This window comes from Comamonas sp. MYb69 (assembly GCF_037479315.1).
Taxonomy (GTDB): Bacteria; Pseudomonadota; Gammaproteobacteria; order Burkholderiales; family Burkholderiaceae_C; genus Comamonas.
Genome location: NZ_JBBGZG010000008.1, coordinates 19,032 through 34,218, shown reverse-complemented (window position 1 = coordinate 34,218; position 15,187 = coordinate 19,032). Strand labels below are relative to the sequence as shown.

Sequence of the window (15,187 nt, the reverse complement as noted above, 5' to 3'; positions counted from 1 at the left end):
AGTGCAGCGCGGCGGCGCCGGCTGCACTTGGAACCTGGCCCGATTTATGCATATATTGGCCGGGCGATGTTCTACCCGCTGCAGGCCGGCATAGTGGCTTGTAGAGCTCGGCATTCCAACAACATTCGAGGACACACAGATGACTGATTTCCATAAGCGTTCGCTGATCAAGGTGGCCGCGCTCTCCGCGCTGGCCGCTGCCGCCGTGGTGGGTTGCAGCAAGAAGGAAGAGGCGCCAGCGCCCGCACCGGCTGCTGCCCCAGCAGCTGCCGCGCCTGCAGCCGATCCGCTGAAGATCGCTTTTGCCTACGTGGGCCCGGTGGGCGACGGCGGCTGGACCTTTGCGCACGACCAGGCGCGCAAGGCGCTGGAGAAGGAATTTGGCGACAAGATCCAGACCAGCTTTGTGGAAAGCGTGCCCGAAGGCGCGGACGCCGAGCGCGTGCTGCGCGACATGGCCACCCAGGGCAACAAGCTGGTGTTTGGCACCACCTTTGGCTATATGGACGTGATCCAGAAGCTGGCGCCCGAATTTGCCGATGTGAAATGGGAACACGCCACCGGCTACAAGGTGGCCGGCAATGTCAGCACCTATGACAGCCGCACCTACGAAGGCGCGTATCTGGCCGGTATCATCGCCGGCTCGATGACCAAATCCAACACGCTGGGTGTGGTGGGCTCGGTGCCGATCCCCGAAGTGATCCGCAACATCAACAGCTTCACGCTGGGCGCACAAAGCGTCAACCCCAAGATCAGCACCAAGGTGGTCTGGGTCAACGAATGGTTCAGCCCTCCGAAGGAAACCGAAGCGGCTACGAGCCTGATCAATGGCGGCGCGGACATTCTGTTCCAGAACACCGACTCGCCGGCCGTGCTCAAGACCGCCGAAGAAAAGGGCAAGCGCGCCTTTGGCTGGGACTCGGACATGACCGCCTACGGCCCCAAGGCCCACCTGGGCTCGGCCATCATCAACTGGGCGCCGTACTACATCGACACCACCCGCAGCGCACTGGAAGGCAAGTGGACCAGCCGCCAGACCTGGTGGGGCGTGAAGGAAGGCACGATCGACCTGGTGTCCATGGCTGACGATGTGCCGGCCGAAACCAAGGCCAAGGTCGAAGAAGTCAAGAAGGGCCTCAAGGACGGTACCTTCAGCATCTGGAAGGGCCCCATCCTGGGCCAGGACGGCAAGGAAATCCTGGCAGCCGACAAGGTGGCCGACGACGACTTCCTCAAGGGCATCAGCTTCTACATCAAGGGCGTGGAAGGCCAGGTTCCTGGCAAGTGATGCGCGGGCCTTGCGCCCCGCCTAAACGCGAGTAGCACAGGTGTTCTTTACGCCAGTGCTAACATCGCAACCCAAGGCTGCCCCAGGGCAGCCTTGTCATTTATACCAAGAGATTTCCCCCGATGATCGAAGCCCAACAATGGCACCCGGTTGCCTTGTCTGATGTGGTGGTGGATGCCCCGCTGCCGGTGCGTCTGCTGGACCAGGAACTGGTGCTGTGGCGCGATGCGCAAGGCCAGGTGCAGGCCTTTGTCGACCGCTGCCCGCACCGCGGTGCCCGCCTGTCGCTGGGCCGTGTGCAGGATGGCCAGCTGGAGTGCCCCTACCATGGCTGGCAGTTTGCCAGCGGCGGCCAGTGCGTGAAGGTGCCGGCCGTGCCCGCCTTTGTGCCGCCTGCCAAGCACTGTGTCGCGTCCTACGGCGTGCAGGAGGCCCATGGCCTGGTGTGGGTGCAGCTGGCGCCCGATGCCGAGGGCCAGCCCGCCACGCCGCTGCCGGTGTTCGAGGCCGAGGCCGATGAGCGCCTGCGCAAGCTCAACTGCGGCCCCTACGATGTCGACGCCAGCGCACCCCGCATCATCGAGAATTTTCTCGATATGTCGCACTTCGGCTTTGTGCACGAAGGCTGGCTGGGCAGCCGCGATGCGACCGAGATGTCGCACTACGAGGTCGAGGCCACGGAGCGGGGCGTCAAGGCCACCGGCTGCAAGGCGATCCAGCCTCAGTCGAACCTGCACTCGACCAAGCCGGCCGAAGTGGACTACACCTATGAGGTGACCGCCCCCTATACCGCCTTGCTGACCAAGGTACCCGAGAGCGGATCGAGCAAGCAGGGCTGGCGCGAGGCGATTGGCCTGTTTGTCTGCCCGATCACGCCCGAGCGCAGCCGCGTCTGGTTCCGCCTGGCCGTTGCCGATTTCGACAGCACCGATGCGCAGCTGCAGCAGTTTCAGCATACGATCTTTACCCAGGATCAGCCCGTGCTGGAGTCGCAGATGCCCAAGCCGCTGCCGCTCGATGCCAAGGCAGAGCTGAACTCAGCGGCCGACCGCATGTCGGTGGCCTACCGCCGCTACCTCAAGGCCAGTGGCGTCACTTTTGGAGTGTGTTGAGATGTACACCGTCCCACAAATCGATGCCGCCCGCCTGCCGGGCCTGCTGCGTGCCATGCCCAAGGCCGAGCTGCATATGCACATCGAAGGCTCGCTGGAGCCCGAGCTGATCTTTGCACTGGCCCAGCGCAATGGCGTGGCCTTGCCCTATGCCGATGTCGAGAGCCTGCGCGCCGCGTATGCCTTCACCAACCTGCAGAGCTTTCTCGATATCTACTACGCGGGCGCCAGTGTCTTGCTGACCGAGCAGGACTTCTACGACATGGCCATGGCCTACCTGGAGCGCGCCGTGGCCGACAATGTCGTGCACACCGAGATCTTCTTTGACCCGCAGACGCACACCGCCCGTGGCGTGGCGATGGCCGATGTGGTCCATGGCCTGCACAAGGCCTGTGTGGATGCGGAAAAGCGCTGGGGCATCAGCGCGCAGCTGATCCTGAATTTTCTGCGCCACCTGAGCGAAGAAGAAGCGCTGCAGACCCTGGACGAGGCCCTGCCTTACCGCGCCTATTTCAGCGGCGTGGGCCTGGACAGCAGCGAGGTCGGCAACCCGCCGGAGAAGTTTGCCCGTGTTTTTGCGCGCTGCAAGGACCTGGGCCTGCGCCGCGTGGCCCATGCCGGCGAAGAGGGGCCACCGGCCTATATCTGGGGCGCGCTGGATGTGCTGCATGCCGAGCGCGTGGACCATGGCGTGCAAGCGGTGCACGATGCCGCGCTGATGAAGCGGCTCAAGGACGAGCGCATTCCGCTCACCGTCTGCCCGCTGTCCAACCAGAAGCTGCAGGTCTTCCCCGATCTGGCCGACCACAATATGCCGCAGCTGCTGGCGGCGGGCCTGGTGGTCACCGTCAACTCGGACGATCCGGCCTACTTCGGTGGCTATATCAACGAGAACTTTGTGCAGCTGTTTGCCGCCACCGGTATGCACTCCGAGCAGGCCTACCAGCTGGCGGCCAACAGCTTTGAGGCCAGTTTTGTGCCAGCCAGCCGCAAGCAGGCCTGGCTGGGGCAGCTGCAGATGGCCTTTGCCGAGGCCGCCCGCCAAGGCTAAACGCAACAAGGGCGCCGCAAGGCGCCCTTGTTCTTTGGTGGGTGTACAGAAACTTAAGCTGCCACCGGCACCGATTCCGACAGCATCGCATTGCGCAGCTGCAGCGCATAGCCTTCCAGCACGGCGCCACCGGGTTCCTTGCGCGGCCAGCTGAAGCTCACGCCATCATCGGCATGGCGCGGCACCACATGCAGGTGGAAGTGCGCAACGGTCTGGCCGCCTTCGACGCCATTGGCCTGGAGCAGGGTGAGGCCTGCGGGCTCGAAAGCGATCTTGGCGGCCAGCGCCACCTTGCGCGCCGTCTGCATCACGGCCGCCGATTCTTCGTCGGTGATCTCGAAAATATTGGCCGCATGGCGCTTGGTCGCGACCAGCACATGGCCGGGGTTGACCTGGCCCAGATCCATAAAGGCGATCGTCAAGGCATCTTCATACACCTTGGCTGAGGGAATTTCTCCTTGCACGATTCGGCAGAAAATGCAGACACCGGCAGGGGACGGATCAACAAAATGCGGCATGGGCCAAGCCTCCTCCTTGGGCTTTGGCAGCGGCTGCTGCCAGTGCAGCGCCGCTACCAGTGGATTTAACCAACAGGTAAAACAAACACTATAGACTGCAGATATGACCTGCGCATGCATCTCAGCCTGGGGTTTTCCCTGCGTCACCACGGCGCTGCTGTCAGCGCACAGCCCGTGTTGCCACGCGGTCAGCAGCCAGCCCTGCCAAAGGCGCAGTTGCAGCGCATAGAAACTATTGCTGCGCTTGTATAACGGCAGTCCTTGGCAGACGCTAAGCTTGGCACCATGCATATCTACCGATCCGCCCTGTTGCGCTTTGCCGATGACGGCCAGGCACTGTATGAAGAAGATGGCCTGCTGGCCGTGGCGCCGGGCGCCGATGGCCGTGAGCGCGTGCTGGCCGCCGGCAGCTGGCAGGCGCTGTCGGCCCCATGGCTGGCCCAGGCGGGGGCTGATGCCGTGGTCGAGCAACTGCCAGGCCGCATCATTGCGCCGGGTTTTGTCGACATGCACATCCACTACCCGCAAACCGATGTGATCGGCTCGCCCGCCAGCGGCCTCTTGCCCTGGCTCAATGACTACACCTTTCCCCATGAGTCGCGTTTTATCGATGCCGCCTACGCGGCGGAAGTCGCGCAATTCTTTGTCGATGAGCTGCTGCGCAATGGCGTGACCACGGCGCTGACCTTTGCGACCTCGCACCCGGCATCGGCCGATGCGCTGTTTGCCCAGGCGCAAAAGCGCCAGATGCGGCTGATCACCGGCAAGGTGCTGCAGGACCGCCATTCGCCCGACGGCGTGCGCGATGAGACCGAGCAAAGCCTGGTCGACACCGAGGCGCTGATCCGCCGCTGGCATGGCGTGGACCGCCTGGGCTATGCGATCACGCCGCGCTTTGCGCCCACCAGCAGCGAGGCGCAACTGCGCGGTGCCGGTGAGCTGGCAGCGCGCTACAGTGATGTCTGGATCCAGTCGCATGTGGCCGAAAACCTCGACGAGATTGCCTGGGTGCGCGCGCTGTTTCCGGACAGCCGCAGCTACCTGCAGGTCTATGCCGACCGGGGCCTGATGCGCGAGCGCGCCGTCTATGCCCATTGCATCCACCTCGATGCGCGTGACCGCGCGCTGATGCACGAAACCCGCACCGCCGCCGCGGTGAGCCCGACCAGCAATCTGTTTTTGGCCAGCGGCTTTTTTGACTATGCCCAGGCCGACGCCGCGCAGATGCTGTACGGCCTGGCCAGCGATGTGGGCGGCGGCACGAGCTTCAGCCCCTTTCGCACCATGCTGGCGGCCTATTTTGTCGGCCGCGAGGGGCGCGACAAGCAGGGTCTGTCGCTGGCGCCCAGCCATCTGTGGTGGCAGCACACGGCCGGTGCGGCGCAGGCGCTGGGCCTGGCGGGCGTGGTCGGCAACCTGCAGCCGGGCTGCGAGGCCGACTTTGTCGTGCTCAACCCGCAGGCCACACCGCTGATCGCCCGCAAGACGGCGCAGGCCCGCCATCTGGAGGAGCTGCTGTTCAGCCTCATCGTGCTGGGCGATGACCGCCTGATCGAGCGCAGTCGGATTGCGCAGACGCTGGCCTGATCCTGGTGCAGCGCTAGTGCAGGGGCAGGCCCCGGGGCGGCAGCAGATGCCGCCCGCCGGGGCGACGCCTTTCGCTACAATGCCGCCTAGGAGTTATTTCAGACATGAGCATTCAAAGCGACAAGTGGATTCGCCGCATGGCGGAACAGCACGGCATGATCGAGCCCTTCGAGCCCGGTCAGGTGCGCCAGGTGGATGGCAAGAAAATCATCAGCTATGGCACCTCCAGCTATGGCTATGACATCCGCTGCGCCCGCGAATTCAAGGTGTTCACCAACATCCACAGCACCGTGGTCGACCCCAAGAATTTCGATGAAAAAAGCTTTGTCGATTTTGAAGGCGATTACTGCATCATTCCGCCCAACAGCTTTGCGCTGGCGCGCACCGTCGAGTACTTCCGCATTCCGCGCGATGTGCTGACCGTCTGCCTGGGCAAGAGCACCTATGCGCGCTGCGGCATCATCGTCAACGTGACGCCGTTCGAGCCCGAGTGGGAAGGCTATGTAACCCTGGAGTTCTCCAACACCACGCCGCTGCCGGCCAAGATCTATGCGGGTGAGGGCTGCGCGCAGGTGCTGTTCCTGCGCGGTGATGAGCCCTGCGAGGTGAGCTACAAGGACCGCAATGGCAAGTACCAGGGCCAGCATGGCGTCACCTTGCCAAAGGCCTGACAACGCCGCGCTGAGCCCCGCAGCCACTCCCGTTTTGGAGTGGCTTTTTTACTGGAGGGTGGCAGCGTCGCCAGGGCCTTTGCAAATTTTCTTCAATGGGGGCGCTGCAGGCAGATTTTCTGCGCGCTCGGGAGCCGGTCTTACGCGCTGGGCCACCGCAAATGCGCTACTGTAGACGGATCAATAACAGAGGCAGTGCCAGGGCACTGCAAGGAGAGCGACCATGAAATGGGAAGGCAACCGCGAATCGAGCAATGTGGAAGACCGCCGCGGCAGTGGTGGCGGGGGCGGCGGAGGCTTTGGCCTGGGCGGGCGCAGCATCGGCATTGGCACCGTGGTGCTGGCGCTGATTGGCTGGGGGGTGTTTGGCATCAACCCGCTCACCACCATCGGCGTGCTTTCGGGCGGCGGCTCGCCCGCGCCCACGCAGCAAGGCCCGGCCAAGGCGCCACCGGCCAATGACCAGGGTGCCAAGTTTGTCTCCACCGTGCTGGCCTCGACCGAAGATGTCTGGAGCGACATCTTCACCAAGGGTGGCGCCCAGTACCGCGCGCCGCGCCTGGTACTGTTCACTGGCGTCACGCGCACCGCCTGCGGCACCGGCCAGTCGGCGATGGGCCCGTTCTACTGCCCTGGCGACCAGAAGGTCTACCTGGACATGGATTTCTTCAACACCATGAGCCGCCAGCTGGGCGCGCCCGGTGAGTTTGCGCGCGCTTATGTGGTGGCGCATGAGGTGGGCCACCATGTGCAGAACCTGCTGGGCATCTCGGGCAAGGTCGATGCGATGCGCGGCCGCATCAGCGAGCGCGAGCAAAACGCGCTGTCGGTGCGGCTGGAGCTGCAGGCCGACTGCTATGCCGGTATCTGGGCCAACCATTCGCAGCAGGCCAAGAGCTGGCTGGAGCAGGGCGATATCGAATCGGCCGTGAATGCCGCCCAGCAGATCGGTGACGACAAGCTGCAGCGCGAAGCCACCGGCACCGTGCGCCCCGACAGCTTTACCCATGGCTCCAGCGCCCAGCGCGTGCGCTGGTTCACGCAGGGCTACAAGACCGGCAGCGTCCAGTCCTGCGATACCTTCCAGGCCGGCAGCCTGTGATGCAGCCGGTCCAGACCGCCAAAAATCGGGCTGGGCCGCTGCGCTGCGGCAATCTGCTGCAGGCTGGCGGCGCCCGTTGCTACGCTGGCCAGCCCGGATTTTCAGGGGCCGTGTGCGAATCCGTAAGGCAAGACAGGGTTAAGCCAAGCGCCGATTTGTCTGCAGTGCGACAATAGGGGGCTTACATGACAAATTCTTTCTCCAACCTTCATCTGGCCGAGCCCCTGGCCAAAGCCATCTCCGAGATGGGCTACGCATCCATGACTCCCATTCAGGCACAGGCCATCCCTGTGGTGCTGACTGGGAAAGACGTCATGGGTGCTGCACAAACTGGCACGGGCAAGACAGCTGCTTTCTCATTGCCGCTGCTCCAGCGGATGATGGTGCACGAAAACAGCTCGGCATCGCCTGCCCGCCATCCGGTGCGTGCGCTGGTGCTGCTGCCTACGCGTGAGCTGGCCGACCAGGTCGCCCAGCAGATTGCCCAGTTCGCCAAACACACCAAGCTGCGCAGCACCGTGGTGTTTGGCGGCATGGACATGAAGCCCCAAACCCTGGAGCTCAAAAAGGGTGTGGAAATTCTGGTGGCCACCCCCGGGCGCCTGCTGGACCACATCGAAGCCAAGAACGCGGTGCTCAACCAGGTGGAGTATGTGGTGCTGGACGAGGCCGACCGCATGCTTGATATCGGTTTTCTGCCCGATCTGCAGCGCATCCTGTCCTTCCTGCCCAAGAAGCGCACCACCTTGCTGTTCTCGGCCACGTTCTCGCCCGAGATCAAGCGCCTGGCTGGCAGCTACCTGCAAGACCCGGTCACGATCGAGGTTGCACGCCCCAACGAAACCGCATCCACCGTCGAGCAGCGCTTCTACGCTGCCTCGGACGATGACAAGCGCCGTGTGCTGACCAAGGTGCTGCGCGAGCGCCAGATCCGCCAGGCCTTTGTGTTCGTCAACAGCAAGCTGGGTTGCTCGCGCCTGGCCCGTACGCTGGAGCGTGAAGGCCTGCGTGCCGCAGCGCTGCATGGCGACAAGAGCCAGGACGAGCGCCTCAAGGCGCTCGAAGCCTTCAAGCAAGGCGAAGTCGATCTGCTCGTCTGCACCGATGTGGCCGCCCGTGGTCTGGACATCAAGGATGTGCCTGCCGTCTTCAACTTTGATGTGCCCTTCAATGCCGAAGACTATGTGCACCGCATTGGCCGTACCGGCCGTGCTGGCGCATCGGGTCTGGCCGTCACGCTGGTCTCCCATGCCGATGCCCGCCATGTGTCGGACATCGAGAAGCTGATCAAGAAGAAGATCGACGTCGAGAACTTTGCACTGGACGAGCAGCCCCAGCGCGAGCGCTTCAACGATGGCAACCGCGAGCGCCGTGAGCGTGAAGCTGGCCGTGAGCGCGACAGCTCGCGCAGCCGCGACCGCCGCGCGCCGCGCGAGGACGATGCGCAGGACCGCCGTGAGCGCTACCGCCCGGCACCCGTCTCGCGTGATCCCTTCTTTGACAAGCCTTACGAGCCCAAGGCGGCCGAGCCCGCTGCCTGGGATGCGAACGCCAAGCCGGCGCCAGCACGTGGCCCCGGCATCAAGCCGCGCCGCAAAGTCGCTGCGCTGTTCAAGCCGTCGCCAGCATCTGAATAATCTCGGTAACGACGATGGACCAAGGCCTCAGCCACCCGCTGAGGCCTTTTTTTCAGCCCGGCTGCTGGGCCTGCTCGCAATCGACATGGATCAGCTCGCGCTCGGCCAGCGTGTCGCCAAAGCGCACTGCGCTGAGGCAGCCGCCCCAGACGCAGCCGGTATCGAGCGCCAGCAGGTGGGGGCGCTGCAGATCGCCCAGGGTGGACCAGTGGCCAAAGGCGATGGTGGTGTTGGCAGTGGCGCGGCCGGGCAGGTCAAACCAGGCAGTCAGGCCTTCAGGAGCTTCGGCCAGGCTTTCGGTGCTGTCAAAATCCAGGCTGCCATCGGCATGGCAAAAGCGCATGCGCGTGAGCACGTTGGTGATCATGCGCAGGCGCTCCATGCCGGTGAGCTGCGGATCCCATTGCGCAGGGGTGTTGCCGTACATGGCCTGCAAGAAGCGGGTCAACTCGTCGCTGCGCAGCACCGCTTCCACCTCGGCCGCATGGCGCAGCGTATCGGCCGCATCCCAGCTGCGGTGCACGCCGGCATGCACCATCAGCAGCTGCTCGCCGCCCAGTGTGTGCCTGCGTGCCAGCGGCTGCTGGCGCAGCCATTCCAAGAGCTGCGCGGCATCGGGTGCCTGCAGCACTTCCAGCAGGGTGTCGCGGCGGGAGAACTTGCGCCGGCCATGCGCCGCCGCCAGCAGGTGCAGGTCATGGTTGCCGAGCAAGGCCAGGATGCTGCCGTCCGAGGCCATGCAGCGGCGCAGGGTCTGGGCTGAGTCGGGGCCCCGGTTGACCAGGTCGCCGAGCAGATAGACCGTGTCGCGGCTGGGGGAGAAGTCGATTTTGGCCAGCAGACGGCCCAAAGCGCTATCGCAGCCTTGGATATCGCCGATACAGTAAAGTGACATGCTTGTAGAACTACCTGTGAACTATTTTGTTAGACGTACTCTTGATCGCGCTTTTGACCTTGCTCAACGGGGTCTTTGCCATGTCCGAGCTGGCGCTGGCCAGCAGCCGCAAGTCCCGTTTGCTGGCCATGGCCGAAAGTGGCGACAAGGGCGCCAAGGCGGCGCTGGATCTGCTCAGCAATCCTACCCAATTTCTATCCTCGATTCAGGTGGGTATCACCTCGATCGGCATGCTCAACGGTATTTTCGGTGAGGCGGCGTTCAGCGATGGGCTGGCGCAATCGCTGATCACCTGGGGTATGCCGGCCTCGGTTGCCTCGGTGGTGGCCACGACCACGGTGATCATTGTCATCACCTTCATGACCATTGTGTTTGGCGAGCTGGTGCCCAAGCGCATTGGCCAGATGTACCCCGAGGCGTCGTCGCGCATCATTGCGCTGCCGCTCACCTGGGTGTCGCGCATTGCCAAGCCTTTTGTCTGGCTACTGGCCATCTCTGCGCAAGGCGTGCTGCGCCTGCTGCGCATCAAGGATGAATCGGACCGCGCGGTGACCGAAGAGGAAATCGTCGCCAGCCTGGACGAGGGGCGAGACGCCGGCGTGATCGAGCACCACGAACACCAGATGGTGCAGAACGTGTTCCATCTGGATGACCGGCCGCTGATCTCGATGATGGTGCCCCGGGGCGATGTGGAATGGCTCGATGCCCATCTGACGGTGGCCCAGGCCTTGCACGAGGTGCGGGCCTCCAGCGGCAAGGGTGCGCATTCCTGGTATCCGGTCTGCCGCGAATCGCTGGACAATGTGGTGGGCCTGGTCAGCGTGGCGCAGCTGCTCGACGTCGTTGATACGCACAACACCGCGATTGCCAAGGTGGCCGTGGCAGCCAGCTATGTACCCGAAACGCTCAGCGGCTTTGAACTGCTGGAGCAATTCCGCGCCCGTGCGGGCCGCATGATTTTTGTCGTTGATGAATACGGGGTGGTGCAGGGCATCATCACGCCGCGCGATGTGCTCGAAGCCATTACCGGCGAGCTCAAACCCGGCGCTGCCAGCGAGGCCTGGGCGGTACAGAATGACGACGGCTCCTGGTACCTCGATGGCCTGATGCCGGTGTCCGAATTGAAGGCGCGTTTGGAAATCAAGGAGTTGCCCGATGAGGACAAGGGCCGCTATAACACCTTGGCCGGCATGCTGATGGCGGAATCAGGCCATCTGCCACCTTTGGGGGAAAAGATTTATTGCGCGGGCTGGGTATTTGAGGTGCTGGCGCTGGAGGGCAAGCGCGTCGACAAAGTAATCGCGAGGCTGGACGCGATGGCACTTGATTACTAAACGTTACAGATGTGTAGATCCAGGTTTACCATTCCTTTAAATATAAAAATGTGTGGACTTACTCGGTTATTGCATTTTTAGGTATACTGCAAGCGTTAACTGAATTGAATGGATATTAAACATGCCTACTTTGAAGGAAATCGATGCCCAACTGGCAGCCCTGCAACAACAGCGTGAAGAAGTTCGTCGCAACGAACTGAAGACCGCTGTAGACCAGGTGCGCAAGCTGGTGGCAGATTACGGCCTGACCGAACAGGATGTATTCCCTCCTGCACGCGGCCGCTCGGCTTCCGCAGGCTCCAAGGTCGCTCCCAAGTACCGCGATCCCGCTACGGGCGCTACCTGGACGGGCCGTGGCAAGGCGCCAAAGTGGATTGAAGGCCAGGATCGTGAAAAGTTCGCGATTTAAGTTGGACATCCTTCAAAGAAAAACCTGCTTCGGCAGGTTTTTTTTCGTTGCGGAGTCGACGGGTTGGGCAGCTTTATAAAAATTAGCACATATCTTCTTAATTTCTCCTATTTTTGTAGGAGTGGATTGTTGCTAACTATCCGCCCATCCATCCGTCATATCTGAGCGGTGCTAAATGTATGCAATTGCTCATAGTGCCTTACTATAATTGCATTTAACAATCTATAGGCTTATTCATTTTTTTTACGATTTTGTAGATTCTGTGGAGATTGGGTTGCGGGTGGACGGCTGCTGGAGTGGTTCGCATTTCGCTGGCTTGGCAACCGGCCTGGATGCTTAACCGGCCTGGATGCTTAATCGGAATGCGCAAATCGTATGGCGATCACACCTGCGATCGCAGAGGCAATTGCAGGGCTTAGCCTTTGGATGACATATGCAAGACCTGGCCCGGGAGTAGACTGTTTGCAGCGTTCAGTCTAATACCCGCAAAACAGGAGTCACGATGAAATCAGGTGCTCATGAGACAGCGCAGCATGCGTTCGCCTCGACCTTCAAATCCCTCTCGATCCCTTCGTCCAAGAAGTCGGAAAAAGGCAGCAAAGGCAAGTTCTACTCGCTGCCCGAACTGAGCAAGCAATTCCCCAATATCCAGCGCCTGCCGATGTCCCTGCGCATCGTGCTGGAGTCGGTGTTGCGCAACTGCGATGGCCAGCGCGTGCTGCCCGAGCATGTCGAGCAGTTAGCCAACTGGAAGCCGCAGGCCGAGCGCACCGAGGAGATTCCTTTTGTTGTCGCGCGCGTGGTGCTGCAGGATTTCACCGGCGTGCCGCTGCTCGCTGACCTGGCGGCCATGCGCAGCACGGCCGAGCGCATGGGCAAGAACGCCAGCGCCATCGAGCCGCTGGTGCCCGTCGATCTGGTGGTGGACCATTCGATCATGGTGGACTACTACGGCAGCAAGAACGCGCTGGACCTGAACATGAAGCTGGAGTTCGAGCGCAACAACGAGCGCTACCAGTTCATGAAATGGGGCATGCAGGCCTTTAACACCTTTGGCGTGGTGCCGCCGGGCTTTGGCATCGTGCACCAGGTCAATCTGGAATACCTGGCGCGCGGCGTGCACCAGGACAAGCAGCATGTCTACTACCCCGACTCGCTGGTGGGCACCGACAGCCACACGACGATGATCAATGGCGTGGGCGTAGTGGCCTGGGGCGTGGGCGGTATCGAGGCCGAGGCGGCGATGCTGGGCCAGCCGGTCTACTTCCTCACCCCCGATGTGGTGGGCTTTGAGCTCTCGGGCAGCTTGCGCGAAGGCGTGACCGCCACCGATCTGGTGCTGACCGTCACCGAGATGCTGCGCCGCGAAAAGGTGGTGGGCAAGTTTGTCGAGTTCTTTGGCGAGGGCACGCGCAGCCTGTCGGTGCCCGACCGCGCCACCATCGGCAATATGGCGCCCGAGTACGGTGCCACGATGGGCTTTTTCCCGGTCGATGACAAGACCATGGACTACTTCAAGGGCACGGGCCGCAGCAAGGCCGAGATCGCAGCGTTCGAGGCCTACTTCAAGGCCCAGGGGCTGTACGGCGTGCCCAAGGCGGGGGATATTGACTACTCTCAGGTCGTGCGTCTGGACCTGGCCACGGTGGCGCCGAGCCTGGCGGGTCCCAAGCGGCCCCAGGACCGTATCGAGATCGGCCAGGTCGCTGCCAAGTTCGATGCGCTGTTCAGCGCGCCTGTCGCGCAAAACGGCTTCAACCTGCCAGCAGACCAGCTGGCTCGCCCGGTCAAGGTGCATATCAATGGCGCTGGCGAGACCGCCGAGCCGTCTGCCAAGCCCTTGCCAGCCGGCTCGCCGCGCAATGCGGTCGAGATGGTGGCCAACAAGCCGGCCGTGGTGGATGCAGAAGCGGCACTGGATGCGGCCGATGCCCATGCCGAGCGCATCGAAGGGCGCGATGTGGACCTGCACAACGGCGATGTGCTGATTGCCGCCATCACCAGCTGCACCAACACCTCCAACCCCAGCGTGATGCTGGCTGCGGGCCTGCTCGCCAAGAAGGCCGTCAAGGCCGGGCTGCGTGTGCAATCGCACATCAAGACATCGCTGGCCCCTGGCTCGCGCCTGGTAACCTTGTATTTGACCGAGTCGGGGCTGCTGCCCTATCTGGAGCAGCTGGGCTTCAATATCGCCGGTTATGGCTGCACCACCTGCATCGGCAATGCCGGTGATCTGCTGCCCGAATTCAACAGCGCCATCCAGCACCATGACCTGGTCTGTGCGGCCGTGCTGTCGGGCAACCGCAACTTCGAGGCGCGCATCCACCCCAATATCCGCGCCAACTTCCTGGCCAGCCCGCCGCTGGTGGTGGCCTATGCGATTGCCGGCAATGTGCGCAAGGACCTGATGACCGAGCCGGTCGGCCAAGGCAAGAACGGCCGCGACGTCTATCTGGGCGATATCTGGCCGACGACCGACGAGGTGCAGAAGCTGATGAAATTTGCGATGAACGGCAAGGCTTTCCGTGCCAACTACGAAAAGGTCAGCAGCGAGCCGGGCAAGCTCTGGGAGAAGATCAAGGGCGTGACCGGCGCCACCTACACCTGGCCGGACAGCACCTATATTGCCGAGCCACCCTTTTTCAAGGATTTCTCGCTGGCAGCGCCCGAGCCCGGTGCCGAGCAGCGCGACAATGCGGTGCGCAAGGCCCGGGTAATGGCGCTATTTGGTGATTCGATCACCACCGACCATATCTCGCCCGCTGGCTCGATCAAGGACAGCTCACCGGCCGGCCAATGGCTGCTGGCCAACGGCGTCAAGAAGAGCGACTTCAACAGCTACGGATCGCGCCGGGGCAACCATGAGGTGATGATGCGCGGCACCTTTGCCAATGTGCGCATCAAGAACCAGATGCTGGCGGCTGGGCCGGACGGCTCGCGCGAAGAGGGTGGCCTGACGCTTTACCAAAATCCGGGCGAGGAACAGGGCAGCAAGCTCTTCATTTACGATGCCGCCATGCGCTATATGGCAGCGGGCACGCCCACCGTGGTGTTTGCCGGCGAGGAATACGGCACCGGCTCCAGCCGCGACTGGGCGGCCAAAGGCACCCAGTTGCTGGGCATCAAGGCGGTGGTGGCGCGCAGTTTTGAGCGCATCCACCGCGCCAATCTGGTGGGCATGGGCGTGCTGCCGCTGCAGTTCAAGCAAGGCGAGAGCTGGGAGACGCTGAAGCTGCGCGGGGACGAGCTGATCGACATCGTGCCCGACCCCTCGCTCGCGCCGCGCAGCAAGGCCAAACTGGTCATCCAACGCGCGGATGGCAGCGTTACTGAAGCCGAGCTGGTGTTGCGTATTGACACGCCTATCGAGGTCGAATACTACAAGGAGGGCGGTATACTGCCCTTCGTTTTACGCCAGTTGCTGTAAGAGTTGACCTACGCGCGACTAACACGGGCCTTGTTTGCAACGAGGCCCGTTTGCATTTGTTGACCGTTACTGGTCAAATAGATGGACGTTAGTTTACTTTTAATTACATTTAGCCAACTATGGCCCACCCCTACACCCCCTTGTCGCTAGGCAGGC

12 protein-coding genes are annotated in these 15,187 nt (G+C 62.6%); 10 read left to right on the top strand and 2 right to left on the bottom strand.

The features are described from left to right. Positions 1-139: 139 nt before the first annotated feature. The 3 genes from WH303_RS12400 (at position 140) to WH303_RS12390 (ending at position 3,451) form a co-directional block, all read left to right on the top strand. Complete coding sequence (locus WH303_RS12400; RefSeq protein ID WP_021027741.1) at positions 140-1,288, top strand: BMP family ABC transporter substrate-binding protein; 1,149 nt, start codon at positions 140-142, stop codon at positions 1,286-1,288. Between the two features lie 122 nt (positions 1,289-1,410). Further along, complete coding sequence (locus tag WH303_RS12395; RefSeq protein WP_339518808.1) at positions 1,411-2,400, top strand: aromatic ring-hydroxylating dioxygenase subunit alpha; 990 nt, start codon at positions 1,411-1,413, stop codon at positions 2,398-2,400. A 1-nt stretch (position 2,401) separates the two neighbouring features. Continuing rightward, positions 2,402-3,451 carry an adenosine deaminase gene (locus WH303_RS12390; protein ID WP_339518807.1) on the top strand — a complete coding sequence of 350 codons (1,050 nt, stop codon included), beginning with the start codon at positions 2,402-2,404 and terminating at the stop codon, positions 3,449-3,451. A 53-nt stretch (positions 3,452-3,504) separates the two neighbouring features. Here the strand turns inward: WH303_RS12390 and WH303_RS12385 are convergent, their stop codons facing one another. Then, complete coding sequence (locus tag WH303_RS12385; RefSeq protein ID WP_133857827.1) at positions 3,505-3,969, bottom strand: HIT family protein; 465 nt, start codon at positions 3,967-3,969, stop codon at positions 3,505-3,507. Between the two features lie 285 nt (positions 3,970-4,254). On the opposite strand from WH303_RS12385, the gene guaD reads away from it, so the two are divergent. The 4 genes from guaD (at position 4,255) to WH303_RS12365 (ending at position 8,966) form a co-directional block, all read left to right on the top strand. Continuing rightward, positions 4,255-5,556 (top strand): guanine deaminase, encoded by a 1,302-nt coding sequence (gene guaD / locus WH303_RS12380; RefSeq protein WP_339518805.1) that lies wholly within the window; start codon positions 4,255-4,257, stop codon positions 5,554-5,556. 104 nt (positions 5,557-5,660) lie between these two features. After that, positions 5,661-6,227 (top strand): dCTP deaminase, encoded by a 567-nt coding sequence (gene dcd / locus WH303_RS12375; RefSeq protein ID WP_021027736.1) that lies wholly within the window; start codon positions 5,661-5,663, stop codon positions 6,225-6,227. 223 nt (positions 6,228-6,450) lie between these two features. Further along, positions 6,451-7,329, top strand: coding sequence for a KPN_02809 family neutral zinc metallopeptidase (gene ypfJ, locus WH303_RS12370; RefSeq protein ID WP_116924863.1), 879 nt, complete (start codon positions 6,451-6,453; stop codon positions 7,327-7,329). A 185-nt stretch (positions 7,330-7,514) separates the two neighbouring features. Then, positions 7,515-8,966 carry a DEAD/DEAH box helicase gene (locus WH303_RS12365; protein WP_260719043.1) on the top strand — a complete coding sequence of 484 codons (1,452 nt, stop codon included), beginning with the start codon at positions 7,515-7,517 and terminating at the stop codon, positions 8,964-8,966. A gap of 52 nt (positions 8,967-9,018) precedes the next feature. Here WH303_RS12365 and WH303_RS12360 read toward each other — a convergent pair whose 3' ends face one another. Then, on the bottom strand, positions 9,019-9,861 hold the full coding sequence (locus tag WH303_RS12360; RefSeq protein ID WP_339518802.1) for a symmetrical bis(5'-nucleosyl)-tetraphosphatase: 843 nt from the start codon (positions 9,859-9,861) through the stop codon (positions 9,019-9,021). Positions 9,862-9,902: 41 nt separating this feature from the next. Here WH303_RS12360 and WH303_RS12355 point away from each other — a divergent pair, with 41 nt between their 5' ends. The 3 genes from WH303_RS12355 (at position 9,903) to WH303_RS12345 (ending at position 15,031) form a co-directional block, all read left to right on the top strand. Next, positions 9,903-11,195, top strand: coding sequence for a hemolysin family protein (locus tag WH303_RS12355; RefSeq protein WP_339518800.1), 1,293 nt, complete (start codon positions 9,903-9,905; stop codon positions 11,193-11,195). A 121-nt stretch (positions 11,196-11,316) separates the two neighbouring features. Further along, entirely contained in the window at positions 11,317-11,604 is a 288-nt protein-coding gene (locus WH303_RS12350; RefSeq protein ID WP_021027731.1) for an H-NS histone family protein, read from the top strand. A gap of 502 nt (positions 11,605-12,106) precedes the next feature. Further along, positions 12,107-15,031 (top strand): aconitate hydratase, encoded by a 2,925-nt coding sequence (locus WH303_RS12345; RefSeq protein WP_339518799.1) that lies wholly within the window; start codon positions 12,107-12,109, stop codon positions 15,029-15,031. Positions 15,032-15,187 lie beyond the last annotated feature (156 nt).

Excerpts from the sequence above, each read along its gene's own strand:
- WH303_RS12400 (WP_021027741.1), top strand. The coding sequence starts at position 140 with ATGACTGATTTCCATAAGCGTTCGCTGATCAAGGTGGCCGCGCTCTCC.
- WH303_RS12395 (WP_339518808.1), top strand. The coding sequence starts at position 1,411 with ATGATCGAAGCCCAACAATGGCACCCGGTTGCCTTGTCTGATGTGGTG.
- WH303_RS12390 (WP_339518807.1), top strand. The coding sequence starts at position 2,402 with ATGTACACCGTCCCACAAATCGATGCCGCCCGCCTGCCGGGCCTGCTG.
- WH303_RS12385 (WP_133857827.1), bottom strand. The coding sequence starts at position 3,969 with ATGCCGCATTTTGTTGATCCGTCCCCTGCCGGTGTCTGCATTTTCTGC.
- guaD (WP_339518805.1), top strand. The coding sequence starts at position 4,255 with ATGCATATCTACCGATCCGCCCTGTTGCGCTTTGCCGATGACGGCCAG.
- dcd (WP_021027736.1), top strand. The coding sequence starts at position 5,661 with ATGAGCATTCAAAGCGACAAGTGGATTCGCCGCATGGCGGAACAGCAC.
- ypfJ (WP_116924863.1), top strand. The coding sequence starts at position 6,451 with ATGAAATGGGAAGGCAACCGCGAATCGAGCAATGTGGAAGACCGCCGC.
- WH303_RS12365 (WP_260719043.1), top strand. The coding sequence starts at position 7,515 with ATGACAAATTCTTTCTCCAACCTTCATCTGGCCGAGCCCCTGGCCAAA.
- WH303_RS12360 (WP_339518802.1), bottom strand. The coding sequence starts at position 9,861 with ATGTCACTTTACTGTATCGGCGATATCCAAGGCTGCGATAGCGCTTTG.
- WH303_RS12350 (WP_021027731.1), top strand. The coding sequence starts at position 11,317 with ATGCCTACTTTGAAGGAAATCGATGCCCAACTGGCAGCCCTGCAACAA.
- WH303_RS12345 (WP_339518799.1), top strand. The coding sequence starts at position 12,107 with ATGAAATCAGGTGCTCATGAGACAGCGCAGCATGCGTTCGCCTCGACC.